Source organism: Tenacibaculum piscium (assembly GCF_021390715.1).
Taxonomy (GTDB): Bacteria; Bacteroidota; Bacteroidia; order Flavobacteriales; family Flavobacteriaceae; genus Polaribacter; species Polaribacter piscius.
Map to the genome: position 1 here is coordinate 1 of NZ_JAJGWT010000018.1, position 12,565 is coordinate 12,565.

12 protein-coding genes and 1 rRNA gene (1 of these 13 cut by a window edge) are annotated in these 12,565 nt (G+C 31.7%); 10 read left to right on the top strand and 3 right to left on the bottom strand.

Annotated elements, in window-relative coordinates:
- A partial coding sequence (locus L0U77_RS11445) for a T9SS type A sorting domain-containing protein (protein ID WP_233901230.1) occupies positions 1-847 on the top strand: 847 nt, incomplete at its 5' end.
- 44 nt (positions 848-891) lie between these two features.
- Complete coding sequence (locus L0U77_RS11450) at positions 892-1,083, top strand: hypothetical protein (RefSeq protein WP_101916505.1); 192 nt, start codon at positions 892-894, stop codon at positions 1,081-1,083.
- A 121-nt stretch (positions 1,084-1,204) separates the two neighbouring features.
- Here L0U77_RS11450 and gldG read toward each other — a convergent pair whose 3' ends face one another.
- Genes gldG through L0U77_RS11465 form a run of 3 tightly spaced genes read right to left on the bottom strand, consistent with a single transcriptional unit; the run spans position 1,205 to position 4,175 of the window.
- Complete coding sequence (gene gldG / locus L0U77_RS11455; protein ID WP_233897486.1) at positions 1,205-2,863, bottom strand: gliding motility-associated ABC transporter substrate-binding protein GldG; 1,659 nt, start codon at positions 2,861-2,863, stop codon at positions 1,205-1,207.
- A gap of 3 nt (positions 2,864-2,866) precedes the next feature.
- Positions 2,867-3,598 carry a gliding motility-associated ABC transporter permease subunit GldF gene (gene gldF, locus L0U77_RS11460; protein ID WP_233897487.1) on the bottom strand — a complete coding sequence of 244 codons (732 nt, stop codon included), beginning with the start codon at positions 3,596-3,598 and terminating at the stop codon, positions 2,867-2,869.
- 22 nt (positions 3,599-3,620) lie between these two features.
- Complete coding sequence (locus L0U77_RS11465; protein ID WP_233897488.1) at positions 3,621-4,175, bottom strand: GNAT family N-acetyltransferase; 555 nt, start codon at positions 4,173-4,175, stop codon at positions 3,621-3,623.
- A gap of 255 nt (positions 4,176-4,430) precedes the next feature.
- Between L0U77_RS11465 and L0U77_RS11470 the strand changes: the two genes are divergently transcribed.
- From L0U77_RS11470 to L0U77_RS11505, 8 genes are all read left to right on the top strand, one after another.
- Positions 4,431-5,384 carry a PhoH family protein gene (locus tag L0U77_RS11470; RefSeq protein WP_101916501.1) on the top strand — a complete coding sequence of 318 codons (954 nt, stop codon included), beginning with the start codon at positions 4,431-4,433 and terminating at the stop codon, positions 5,382-5,384.
- Positions 5,385-5,477: 93 nt separating this feature from the next.
- The gene (locus L0U77_RS11475) at positions 5,478-6,428 is read left to right on the top strand and encodes a phosphoribosylaminoimidazolesuccinocarboxamide synthase (RefSeq protein ID WP_101916500.1); all 951 of its coding nucleotides are present in this window, start codon (positions 5,478-5,480) and stop codon (positions 6,426-6,428) included.
- Positions 6,418-6,798, top strand: a complete 381-nt coding sequence (locus tag L0U77_RS11480; RefSeq protein ID WP_233861459.1) for a glyoxalase — start codon at positions 6,418-6,420, stop codon at positions 6,796-6,798. Before L0U77_RS11475 ends, L0U77_RS11480 begins: the two co-directional genes overlap by 11 nt.
- 18 nt (positions 6,799-6,816) lie before the next feature.
- Positions 6,817-8,004 carry an enoyl-ACP reductase FabV gene (gene fabV, locus L0U77_RS11485; protein ID WP_233901231.1) on the top strand — a complete coding sequence of 396 codons (1,188 nt, stop codon included), beginning with the start codon at positions 6,817-6,819 and terminating at the stop codon, positions 8,002-8,004.
- A gap of 109 nt (positions 8,005-8,113) precedes the next feature.
- A complete protein-coding gene (locus tag L0U77_RS11490) occupies positions 8,114-8,590 on the top strand; it encodes a hypothetical protein (protein WP_233897490.1) in 477 nt (158 codons plus the stop codon).
- Between the two features lie 112 nt (positions 8,591-8,702).
- Positions 8,703-9,956: an aminotransferase class I/II-fold pyridoxal phosphate-dependent enzyme gene (locus L0U77_RS11495; protein ID WP_101916496.1), complete on the top strand. Its 1,254-nt coding sequence runs from the start codon at positions 8,703-8,705 to the stop codon at positions 9,954-9,956.
- Positions 9,957-10,058: 102 nt separating this feature from the next.
- Positions 10,059-10,775 (top strand): DUF4294 domain-containing protein, encoded by a 717-nt coding sequence (locus L0U77_RS11500; RefSeq protein ID WP_101916495.1) that lies wholly within the window; start codon positions 10,059-10,061, stop codon positions 10,773-10,775.
- Positions 10,776-11,978: 1,203 nt separating this feature from the next.
- A 16S ribosomal RNA gene (locus tag L0U77_RS11505) occupies positions 11,979-12,565 on the top strand; its annotated part runs 306 nt beyond the window's last position; the annotation flags it as partial.

Consider the following 12,565-nt stretch of genomic DNA (forward strand, 5'->3'; position numbering starts at 1 on the left):
TACCACAAAAAATTATGATGTTGTAAATAATACAAGTTCACCAAGTCGATTAAAACCAGGACAAGGATTTTTTGTGCAAATGGCAACGACAAATGGTGTTGTTAATTTTACGCCCGCGATGTTATTACATCAACAATCATCAAGTTCAAGGCAATCAGTTCAAACGTCGGTAGCTTTAACAATTTCTGATGAAAAATCAAAAGGAAATACTAGTAAAACTACTCAAATTAAATATTTATCAAACACAAATGATGGTTTAGATGTTGGTTACGATGCAGGATATTTTGATGGCGGACAATCGAAAGTAGGTGTTTATACCAAATTAGCAGACGGAACTTATAACGATACCGATTTTATGCTTCAATGTGTAAATAAAGAAAAAATTTCAGGAACAATAATTCCAGTAGGAATTAAAACTTCGGAAGCTAGGGAAGTTGTTTTTTCAGCAAAAGCGATGAATTTACCAGAAAATTTAAACGTTTATTTAGAGGATAAAGAAACGAATAAAGTAACGGAATTAAGCAACGGCGGTGAATATAAAGCGACAGTTTCTGGAGGTTCAGGACGTTTTTATGTACACACGAAAACTTCATCAAACTTAAATCCTGATACGATTGTTTTAAAATCAAAATTGAGTGTTTATAAAGCTAATAATTCACTTATTATAAATGGTTTAGAAGAAAAAGCAACGGTTAATTTATATAACATGATTGGAAAACAAGTATTCACACAAGAAATACAGAATACTACTAAAACAGTTGTTTTGCCAAGTTTAGCGTCAGGAATTTATATTGTAAAAGTGCAATCTGGAACAACTCAAATTAGTAAAAAAATTAGTATTCAATAAATTAAAATTAATCCAAAATAGCTGAAATTTTAAAAATAAAAAAGATGAAAGAAATTAATAAGGAGTCTAATAAAACATCAAAAATAGACCGTAAAGAAGCCTTGAAAAAAATCGGGAAATACGGAAAATACACTGCATTAACTGCTTTAGGAACGTATTTAATTTTGAATCCTCAAAAAGCACAAGCTCAATCGCCTATTCCGGGAGGAGGTGACTTAGGAGGTTCAGGGTTTTAAAAAATAATAGTTTTTATTTTTAGTTTGTTTGAAGGGAGAATTGCTATTACTAAAACGAGTTGTCATTTTGACAACTCGTTTTTATTTTGTAAAATATTTTGGTTTATTTTTAAGTAAATTTTTATAATGATTTTGCATATTTTCTTTTTCTAAAATAAGTAAATCCAAAACCAAATAAAGCGAGTAAAAGTAACGGAACACCGATGTTTATAAATTGCCAAAATCGTTTTTCAGAATATGCTTTTTGTTTGTCTAATAAAGCAATCGCAATTGATTTATTTCGCAAATTAATTAAATCACTATCTTCTAATAAATAATCGATGGCATTTATTAAAAATTCTTTGTTTCCAAAGTGTTCGCCAGTCCATTTATCCAAGGATAAATCGTGTGGTTTTCCTTTCAAAATCTGATTTCTAGCAATATCGCCATCGGCAATTACAATCATTTTATTTGAAGCACTTTTTGCTTTAAAAAGTGATGTTTCAAAAGGCTTGGTTCTGTTTTTATATGCTGAATTAAAATTTCCTTCTAATAAAACACCTAAAAGTTGCTTTCCGCTTGCAAATTCGCCTTCTTTAGGTTGTTTGGCGATGCTTTTTAAGGTGACAAAATTGGGTGTTCCTATTTTTTTTGTCAATACTGATGTTACTAATAAAGGTGTTTTTTTGATGTTACCTTTTAGTGTATCAATTTGTGTGGTAAAACGCAATCGAACGGGTGCAATATTTTTGGTAATTGCATGATTCGGATTTCCATTGATTAACGGATGATAAAACCAATTTAAGTGCTGAAATTGTGTTTGATTTCCTGTATTTCCTGTGGCTAACGGGATTTTTGCCGAATATAAATCTTGAATTAAAGTGTTATTAATGCGAATTTGATAGCTAAACAATAAATCTGTAAGGTTTAAATCTCGAGGAAAAGCCAGCATTTTTCCATCATTATATAAACTATCGGTATCGGCATAATTGGTGTCAATCATCCATAAACTTTTACCGCCGTTGCTGATAAATTGGTCAAGCGTAAACTTTTCTGCTTCGGTAAATCGCTGGGTTGGTTTGGCAATAATCGCTAAATCATAATTGGTTAATTCTTTGACTGTTTTCTGCGGATTTTTCGCCACACTATCCAATGTAAATTTTGCTAAGCGATATTTTTTGCCAACTTCACGCAGTAAACTATACAAATAAATATCATCTAATTCGCCATTTCCTGAAATTACGGCTATTTTTTGTTTTTCTTTTTTGGTGATACTATGTATCGCATTGGCAAAAGAATATTCTAGTTTTTCAATAGCATTTTGTAGCTGTGCTTCTTGTGTTTTTGAAACCGAATTTGGCAATAAAGAAACGAGTGCTGTTTTTTTACCGATGCTAATTTCCGCCCAAGGAAAAATAATAGCTTCGGATAATTTTCCGTCTTCTTCCACTGTTAATTGGCTTGGCATCATGCCTTTTTTGATTAATTTTTCACGAATATTAATAGGATTGATAAATCGAAATTGAATATTCGAATTTAAGGCTTTTAATTCTTCTAAAAACTGACGGGTTTCTGTTTGTAAACGCTTAAATTCCGCAGGAAAATCGCCCTCTAAATAAATATTTATAAAAATAGCGTCCTCTAAATTATCTAATAAATTACTACTGATTTCAGAAATAGTAAAACGCTTATCTTGGGTTAAATCAAAGCGTTTATAAACCGAACTCGAAAGATAATTTATCAAAAACAATCCGAAGAAAGAAAAAACAATATAACGTATGTTTGATAGCTTTTTATTCATTTTTTACTCGTTTTTTAATTGTTGTTTGGTCATCAATAAAAAGAAAAAAGTAATACTGATAAAATAAATAATATCACGAGTATCTAATACGCCACGACTCATACTTTTAAAATGTTCTTGCATTCCGAATTGTTGTAATGTATATTTTGAAGTAGCTAAAGAGCCTTGCAAAGAAGTTGCAATCGCATCAAATCCGTAGAAAAAAATAAACGAAATAAAAACACTCGCTATAAAAGCCACAATCTGATTTTTAGAAAATGTGGAAGTGTATAAACCAATCGCAGTGTATGCCGATGCTAAGAAAAATAAACCGAAATATGCCCCGATAATACTACCAATATCTAAATTTCCAACAGGGTTTCCAAGTTGATAAATCGTATAAACATAGGTTAATGTGGGCAATAAAGCGATGCAAACCAATAATAATGACGCTAAAAATTTTCCTAAAATAATCTGCCAATCGCTTATAGGACTCGTTTTTAATAATTCGATAGTACCACTTTGAAATTCATCAGAAAAACTTTTCATCGTAATGGCAGGAATCAAAAATAAAAATAACCAAGGCGAGAGGTAAAAAAAAGTATATAAATCGGCAAAACCAGCATGTAAAATATTGAAATTATCTTTAAAAACCCATAAAAATAAGCCATTTATCAGTAAAAAGATACCGATAACTAAATAAGCTATCGGCGAGGAAAAAAATAAAGTGATTTCTTTTTTTAGTATTGAATACATAAAAATATACTTGAATCTTGAATTATGCTTGAATGATATCCAAACGAAAAATATGCGTATTTTCTAAATTTACCTGATTAGCCGTTTGACTATTTGCTTGACTACTCGATTGTAAGATAAATTGCTGTTTTTCTAATAACGCAATCGCATCATTATTATTATGATGTGTAAAAGCTTCAATTGTTTTTAAGGCTAAATCAACATTTCCAAAGGCTAAAACCGATTGTATTGCTTCACGCATGAAACCTTCTTTTTGATAATCAGGACTTAATTCATACGAAATTTCGGCGTAATCATTTTCAGAATTAAAATTCGATAATACAATACTTCCAATAACTTTTGAAGAATCTTGATGTTCAATTACCCAAAAAATACGGGTTTCATTTTCGAAATCTGTTAAACAATTTTCGATAAAAGCATCGGCATCATTTAAGTTTTTAGGCGTTTCTCTGCTGATTAATTTGTTGATTTCTTTGTTAGAACGCAATTTAAAAATAGCTCGTTTATCTTTAAATGATACTTGACGTAACGTAGCTCTTTCAGTAGAAAGTTCTGGGAAAATAGTTGGAAAATTCATTATTGTAAAATTATGGTTTTAGAAGAATTAAAGTCTGTGAAATCTATGAAAAGTCTGTGAAAATTCTGTGAAAATTTTTCAATCGTAGAAAAAGTAAAAAAGGAGGAATTGAATAAAAAAATAATTTTTGCGTACATTAATAATGGCTATTTTTTTAATTTTGAAATGATACCCTAAATTTCATGGCGAAATTACATAATTCAATAAAAATAATCATTATTTTTAAAGTGAATAATATTTAAAACATTTATCAATTTGAACGAACGTATTATTGAATTAACAGAAATTGACCCAAATGAATTTTTTGGCGCTCAAAATAGTACTATTACAACCCTGAAAAAGTACTTTCCAAAAGTGAAAATTGTAGCCAGAGGAAATACCTTAAAACTCTATGGCGAATCCGAAATTTTAGACGAATTAGAAAAACGCCTAGAAATGCTTATCAAGTATTTTAATAAATACAATAAATTAGATGAAAATAGCATTGAACGTGTTTTAACATCGACAGGAAAAGAAGAAGATATTCGTAAATCTGGCAAAATAGAAGGCGTTTTAGTACACGGTGTTAATGGCAAATTGATAAAAGCACAAACAGCGAATCAACAAAAAATGGTCGATTTAATGCAAAAAAATGACATGCTATTTGCCGTAGGACCCGCAGGAACAGGAAAAACATATACCGCCGTTGCCTTAGCGGTAAAAGCATTGAAGGAAAAAGAAGTTCGTAAGATAATATTAACCAGACCAGCGGTTGAATCTGGTGAAAATTTAGGGTTTCTTCCTGGAGATTTAAAAGAAAAATTAGACCCATATATGCAACCTTTATATGATGCCTTGCGGGATATGATTCCACATGAGAAATTAGAATCGCATATCGAAAAAGGAATTATACAAATTGCACCGCTCGCATTTATGCGTGGAAGAACGCTCGATAATGCCTTCGTTATTTTAGATGAAGCACAGAATACAACCCATAATCAGATGAAAATGTTTTTAACTAGAATGGGAAAACATGCTAAATTTATCATCACAGGCGACCCCGGACAAATAGATTTACCACGAAAACAAGTATCTGGATTAAAAGAAGCCTTATTGGCGCTAAAAGATATTGACGGAATTGCACAAGTGTATTTAGATGATAAAGATGTGGTACGTCATCGATTGATAAAGAAAATTATCAAAGCTTATAAAAGTATCGAAACCGAATAGCCAACAGACGAATATCAAAAACAAAAATAAATACCATATTTTTGCAACAAACAATACATTAAATAAAACAACAAACAATACAACAAACAGCACATGAATACAATTAATGAAACTAACTTTCAATTTCCAAAACAAAAGTCAGTTTATAAAGGGAAAGTACGAGAAGTTTATAATATAGATGATGAATTATTGGTGATGATTGCTTCTGATAGATTATCTGCTTTTGATGTCGTTTTACCACGTCAGATTCCGTATAAAGGACAAATTTTAAATCAAATAGCGACCAAAATGATGAACGAAACCGCTGAGGTTGTTCCGAATTGGTTGCACGCAACTCCCGATGAAAATGTAGCAATCGGTTATTTATGCGAACCTTTTAAAGTAGAAATGGTTATCCGTGGTTATATGTCTGGTCATGCGGCGCGTGAATATAAAGCTGGAAAAAGAGTATTATGTGGCGTAGAAATGGCAGAAGGAATGCAAGAAAATGATCAATTTCCAACCCCAATAATTACACCTTCCACAAAAGCCGAAAATGGCGATCATGATGAAGATATTACACGAGAAGAAATTTTAGCTAAAAACGTAGTTGCTGAAGAAGATTATATCATTTTAGAAAAATATACTAGAGATTTATTTCAAAAAGGAACAGAAATTGCCGCTTCTCGTGGCTTAATTTTAGTGGATACGAAATATGAATTTGGGAAAACAAAAGATGGTAAAATCGTTTTAATTGATGAAATTCATACACCCGATTCTTCTCGCTATTTCTATGCCGATGGCTATAAAGAACGTCAAGAAAAAGGAGAAAGCCAAAAGCAATTATCAAAAGAATTTGTACGTCAATGGTTAATCGAAAATGATTTTCAAGGAAAAGAAGGACAAGTAATTCCTGAAATGTCTGATGAAAAAGTTATCGAAATCTCTAACAGATATATCGAATTATACGAGCAAATTACAGGGGAGAAATTTGTAAAAGCTAATACCGAAAATGTATTAAATCGTATTGAAAAAAATGTAGTCAACTTTTTAAATGGACAGTAAAAAAATAAGTATTCGTCCCGTTTTAAATTTATCCTCTGAAATTCCTGTAGAAGATTTTCAGAATAAAACCGTACGTCCGATTTTAAAATTACAACACGAACTTATTATACAATTCTTTATCTTTTTTTGCAAAAATCAAAAAGTAGATATCGTACATATCGAAAAAGAAAAGTTTAATAAAGCGGTCAATACAATCACCAAGAAAAATATCAATTTAAAAAATCAGTTTCTAGGATTGATTATAGGACAGTTTACCGTAGCGGAATTCGAATTCTATAAAAACAATACTGCTGATATCAATAAAAGAATTTTAATGATGATCGGGCAACGAATTAAAGATAGCCAATCAGAAATATTAATAAAAAATTAATCAAGAAATTAATTAAGAATGATAATAGAACCAAGAACTAGAGGATTTATTTGCTTAACATCGCACCCAACAGGATGTGAACAAAATGTAAAAGACCAAATAGCATACGTGCAATCTAAAGGGAAAATCGAAGGTGCTAAAAAAGTATTAGTAATCGGTGCTTCCACAGGTTTTGGATTGGCATCAAGAATAACCAGTGCATTTGGTTCCGATGCGGCGACTATTGGTGTTTTCTTTGATAAACCAGCAACAGAAGGAAAACCAGGTTCACCAGGTTTTTACAATACGGCCGCTTTTGAAAAAGAAGCAACAAAAGCAGGTTTATACGCTAAAAGTATCAACGGAGACGCCTTTTCAAACGAAATAAAAGAACAAGTTGTAAACCTAATCAAACAAGATTTAGGACAAATTGATTTAGTAATTTATAGTTTGGCATCGCCAGTGAGAACGCATCCTGTATCAGGAAAACGTTTTAAATCAGTTTTAAAACCAATTGGAGAAGTTTTTACCAATAAAACAGTCGATTTTCATACAGGAAAAGTATCAGAAATATCTATAAATCCCGCAGAAGGCGATGATGTTGCCAACACGGTAACCGTTATGGGAGGCGAAGATTGGAAAATGTGGATAGACGCGTTACAAGCTGAAAACTTATTATCGGAAGGAGCGACCACAGTGGCATATTCGTATATCGGGCCAGAAGTAACAAAACCAGTATATAGAAACGGAACAATCGGTGCGGCAAAAGATGATTTAGAAGCAACCGCTTTTAGTATTTCTGAAGCTTTAAAATCAATAGGAGGAAAAGCGTATGTTTCTGTAAATAAAGCCTTAGTAACCCAAGCAAGTTCGGCAATTCCTGTAATTCCATTGTATATTTCATTATTGTATAAAATAATGAAAGCAAAAGGAATTCATGAAGGATGTATCGAGCAAATTCAACGTTTATATAGTGAGCGTTTATTTGGTGGTGATGTAGCCTTAGATGAAAAAGGAAGAATCCGTGTAGATGATTGGGAAATGCGTGAAGATGTTCAAGCTGAAATTGCTGAACTTTGGCAAAAAGCAACAACAGAAAATTTATCAGAAATTGGAGATTTAGAAGGATATAGTAAAGAATTCTTTAAATTATTCGGTTTTAAAGTTGATGGCGTAGATTATGATGCCCAGGTTAATGAAGTTGTTACAATTCCAAGTATTCAGTAATTATTCGGCGATGGGCGAACACATAGGTTCGCTCGTACAGAATCCAGTAGGGGCAGACCTGTGTGTCTGCCCTTAATATTAGTTTTTAAATTATTTAGATAAAATAGTTATGAAAACAGCTACAATCAAAGCTTTAAAAGAGGAATTAAAACATAAAAATTCGAATGAATTACTAGAAGTATGTTTGCAATTAATCCGCTTTAAAAAAGAAAATAAAGAATTACTGACGTATTTATTATTCGAAGCTGATGATGAAGAACGTTATATTTTAGGCGTTAAGTCCGAAATAAATGAATTATTTGATGCCATAAATACCAAAAGTTATTTTTTTATCAGAAAAAGTGCCAGAAAAATATTAACAAATACCAAAAAATATATTCGTTTTTCAAAGAAAAAAGAAACAGAAGTGGAATTATTATTACATTATTGTATCAAATTGAAAAACTTAAAACCTTCTATCAAAAATAGTCCTCGATTACAAAATATCCTTACAACACAAGTAAAATTGATTGAAAAAATAGTAGTAACACTACATGAAGATTTACAATATGACTATCATTTAGAACTTGAAAAATTATCAAAATAAAAAGTTTTAAAAAATAATATTATTTTTAGTAACCTTCAATGAAGTAGCCAACTACTTTGAGGATTTGTTAAAAAGCATTATTTTTGCCTTGAATAAAATTACAAAAGTAATAATGACTAAAGATTTATTTGAAAGAATTAAACAAGATAAAGGGCCGTTAGGAAAATGGGCAGATAAAGCAGAAGGATATTTCGTTTTTCCTAAATTAGAAGGACCAATTTCTAATAGAATGTCTTTTAATGGAAAAGAAGTAATTACTTGGAGTATCAATGATTATTTAGGATTGGCAAATCATCCAGCGGTCTTAAAAGTTGATGGCGAATCTGCTGCAACTGACGGATTAGCGTATCCAATGGGCGCAAGAATGATGTCAGGACATACAAAATATCATGAGCAATTGGAGCAAGAATGTGCTGATTTTGTTGATAAAGAAGCTGCTTATTTAGTGAATTTTGGGTATCAAGGAATGGTATCGGCAATTGATGCTTTGGTAACCAAAGAAGATATTATTGTGTACGACATGGACACGCACGCTTGTATTATTGATGGTGTTCGTTTACATGCAGGAAAGCGTTTTGTTTATAGGCATAACGATATCGAAAGTTGTGAGAAAAACTTGCAAAGAGCCACTAAAATGGCAGCAAAAACAGGTGGCGGAATTTTATTGATTTCGGAAGGTGTTTTTGGAATGCGAGGAGAACAAGGTCGTTTAAAAGAGATTATTGCTTTAAAAGAAAAATATAATTTCAGATTTTTAGTTGATGATGCTCATGGTTTCGGAACACTAGGAGAAGGCGGAAAAGGAACAGGTTTTGAGCAAGGCGTACAAGATGGAATTGATGTTTATTTTGCTACTTTTGCAAAATCGATGGCAGGAATCGGTGCTTTTTTTGCGGCAGATAAAGACGTAATTCAGTATTTACAATACAATATGCGTTCACAAATGTTTGCAAAATCATTACCAATGCCGATGGTAAAAGGTGCTTTAAAGCGTTTAGATATGTTGCGTACGATGCCCGAGTTGAAAGAGAACTTGTGGAAAATTACCAATGCATTACAATCAGGTTTGCGAAATGCAGGTTTTGATTTAGGAACAACACAAACTTGCATCACTCCCGTATTTTTAAAAGGAGAAATTCCTGAAGCGATGGCAATGGTACAAGATTTACGTGAAAATCATTCGGTATTTTGTTCAATTGTGGTATATCCTGTAATTCCAAAAGGATTAATTATTTTAAGATTAATTCCAACGGCAAGACATACACAAAAAGATGTAGATGAAACAATTGTTGCTTTTTCAGCAATTCGAGAAAAATTAGCAAATGGTACGTATAAGCAAATTGCTGAAACTATTATGGCAGAATAATTTTTATATAAAATAAGTATAAAAAACTCATGAAATATTTCATGGGTTTTTTGTTTTAAATAAGAAACGAATATCTTTGAAGTTCTTTTTGATATCAGAAAAATGAAAAAGTTTTTACATCTATATATTTTATTTTTTGTTACGATTTCTGTAGCACAAATAAATGATCCGTATTTTTTGGTAAAAAAAGGGGATAGTTTAATGATTACGTTAAATGAGGTTGCTGTTTTTCCAAAACATAAGTTTAAGGAAAAGTCTGATATTCATTATTATTATTGGTTTCGCCGAAAAGTTTATAAAGCGTATCCTTTTGCTGTTTTGGCGTCTCAAAAAATAGATAGTGTTGCTTTAGAGTTATCAAAAATCAAGTCTAGGAGAAAAAAGAGAAAGTATATAAGAAAGACGCAAAAATATTTACAGGAAGAGTTAACGAATCCGTTAAAAAAATTAACAAGAACAGAGGGGCGTATTTTATTAAAATTAATTCATCGACAATCGGGTAAAACGGCTTTTGCTAATATAAAAGAGTTGAGAAGTGGTTGGAAAGCATTTTGGTATAATACTACGGCGAATTTATTTAAGTTGTCTTTAAAGAGTGAATATTTGCCAGAAAAGGAGAATGAAGATTTTTTGATAGAGGATATTTTACAGCGTGCATTTATTGATGATAAATTAGAATATCAGCGTCCGAAGTTGGATAAAGATTATAAAAATATTGTTTTAAAAAGCCGAGGAGTTATTGATTTATCAGTTTATAAGCAATTATTTGTGAAGATAAGAAAGCGTCGAGCTCGAAAAGAGGTTCAAAACATTAAATAGTGTTGTTTGATTTTTTTTGGAGCTATTTCCCGCTTTCCGCACTCGCTTTTTTTTGAAGAAAAATCAAAAAAAGAGCTCAAACAAAGCTTCAATCGGGGCTAAGTCTATTTACTGTATTTGTTTTTAGCTATTTAGTTTCGTTTTTTATACGCTATCGCGAGCATCTTGCTTGTGCCGATAGTAAATAAGAGTTAAAAGCGAAAAACTAAAAATTCACAAATAATCTGTCATTTCGAGTGATTTTTTTTCTTCAAAAAAATAGTATCGAGAACTTTTTTCAGTATTAAAATTAAAAAAGATAAAATAGTTTTATTAGTGTGTTTAATTTTAGGGAAAAAATAATAGGTTAAATTTTTTAAAGAGGTTTGATTTTGTAGGGGATAACCTGTGTGTTCGTTTCATTATCTGTTTATGATTTGTTTTTTAATCAAAAAATAAATATGATTTAACTAGTTTATAAAAGTAGGCTATCGCGAGCATCTTGCTCGTGCCGATAGTCATAAGAGTTAAAAACGGGGAAATTAATTTTGTTATAAGCGAACCTATTTTTTCACTGATTATTATGTTTTTGTCTATAATGTCGTTCAAATTTTGTTTATGATAAATAATAATTAAGGTTTAATTCGTTGAATATTAGTGTTTAAAAAAATACTTTTAAATAAAGGCTAAAAAACTCCTTGTTGAATCAGAAAAGAGTTGTAGATTTGCAACCGCTAACGGAAAAACGTAAGTTTATAAGTTAGTTTAGTTCTTTAAGAAGTTTGTAAAATTAATAATATTTAAACGTAAAAAATAAGTTACTAAAGTCTTGTTTTTTATTAATAAAAGAAACTATATTTGCAACCTGTTTTAAAAACAAAGTTCATTAACAAACTAAAAAAAACTTTTTAAATTTAATGAAATTAAATTTTGTCAGTTTAAAAATAGTTTGTAGTTTTGCAACCGCTTTAAGAAATACACTAAAGCGAGAAACGATCAAGAAATTTCGGAATGATTTTTACGATAAAAATCAGTTAGTTCAATTCTAACATTTCTACAAAAGAAGTCTGAGAAGATTAACAGGTTGAAAAATACTTGTGTGTATCGACTCGACACGTTCATTGAAAATATTGAAATTGACAGCGTAAATAAGAGTAGAATAACCATAACTTCTAACGAAGTTAAATTCTTTTGAAACTTATTCATTAATATTATTTAAAATATACAATGAAGAGTTTGATCCTGGCTCAGGATGAACGCTAGCGGCAGGCTTAACACATGCAAGTCGAGGGGTAACATTGTGCTTGCACAGATGACGACCGGCGAACGGGTGCGTAACGCGTATAGAATCTGCCTTGTACAGGAGGATAGCCTTTAGAAATGAAGATTAACACTCCATAATGTAGTTTGATGGCATCATTAAATTATTAAACATTTATGGGTACAAGATGACTATGCGTCCTATTAGCTAGATGGTAAGGTAATGGCTTACCATGGCAACGATAGGTAGGGGGTCTGAGAGGATTATCCCCCACACTGGTACTGAGACACGGACCAGACTCCTACGGGAGGCAGCAGTGAGGAATATTGGTCAATGGAGGCAACTCTGAACCAGCCATGCCGCGTGCAGGATGACTGCCCTATGGGTTGTAAACTGCTTTTATACAGGAAGAAACCGTGCTACGTGTAGCATCTTGACGGTACTGTAAGAATAAGGACCGGCTAACTCCGTGCCAGCAGCCGCGGTAATACGGAGGGTCCAAGCGTTATCCGGAATCATTGGGTTTAAAGGGTCCGCAGGCGGTCAATTA

Coding starts and splice junctions, on each gene's coding strand:
- L0U77_RS11450 (WP_101916505.1), top strand. CDS start 892: ATGAAAGAAATTAATAAGGAGTCTAATAAAACATCAAAAATAGACCGT.
- gldG (WP_233897486.1), bottom strand. CDS start 2,863: ATGAATAAAAAGCTATCAAACATACGTTATATTGTTTTTTCTTTCTTC.
- gldF (WP_233897487.1), bottom strand. CDS start 3,598: ATGTATTCAATACTAAAAAAAGAAATCACTTTATTTTTTTCCTCGCCG.
- L0U77_RS11465 (WP_233897488.1), bottom strand. CDS start 4,175: ATGAATTTTCCAACTATTTTCCCAGAACTTTCTACTGAAAGAGCTACG.
- L0U77_RS11475 (WP_101916500.1), top strand. CDS start 5,478: ATGAATACAATTAATGAAACTAACTTTCAATTTCCAAAACAAAAGTCA.
- L0U77_RS11480 (WP_233861459.1), top strand. CDS start 6,418: ATGGACAGTAAAAAAATAAGTATTCGTCCCGTTTTAAATTTATCCTCT.
- fabV (WP_233901231.1), top strand. CDS start 6,817: ATGATAATAGAACCAAGAACTAGAGGATTTATTTGCTTAACATCGCAC.
- L0U77_RS11490 (WP_233897490.1), top strand. CDS start 8,114: ATGAAAACAGCTACAATCAAAGCTTTAAAAGAGGAATTAAAACATAAA.
- L0U77_RS11495 (WP_101916496.1), top strand. CDS start 8,703: ATGACTAAAGATTTATTTGAAAGAATTAAACAAGATAAAGGGCCGTTA.
- L0U77_RS11500 (WP_101916495.1), top strand. CDS start 10,059: ATGAAAAAGTTTTTACATCTATATATTTTATTTTTTGTTACGATTTCT.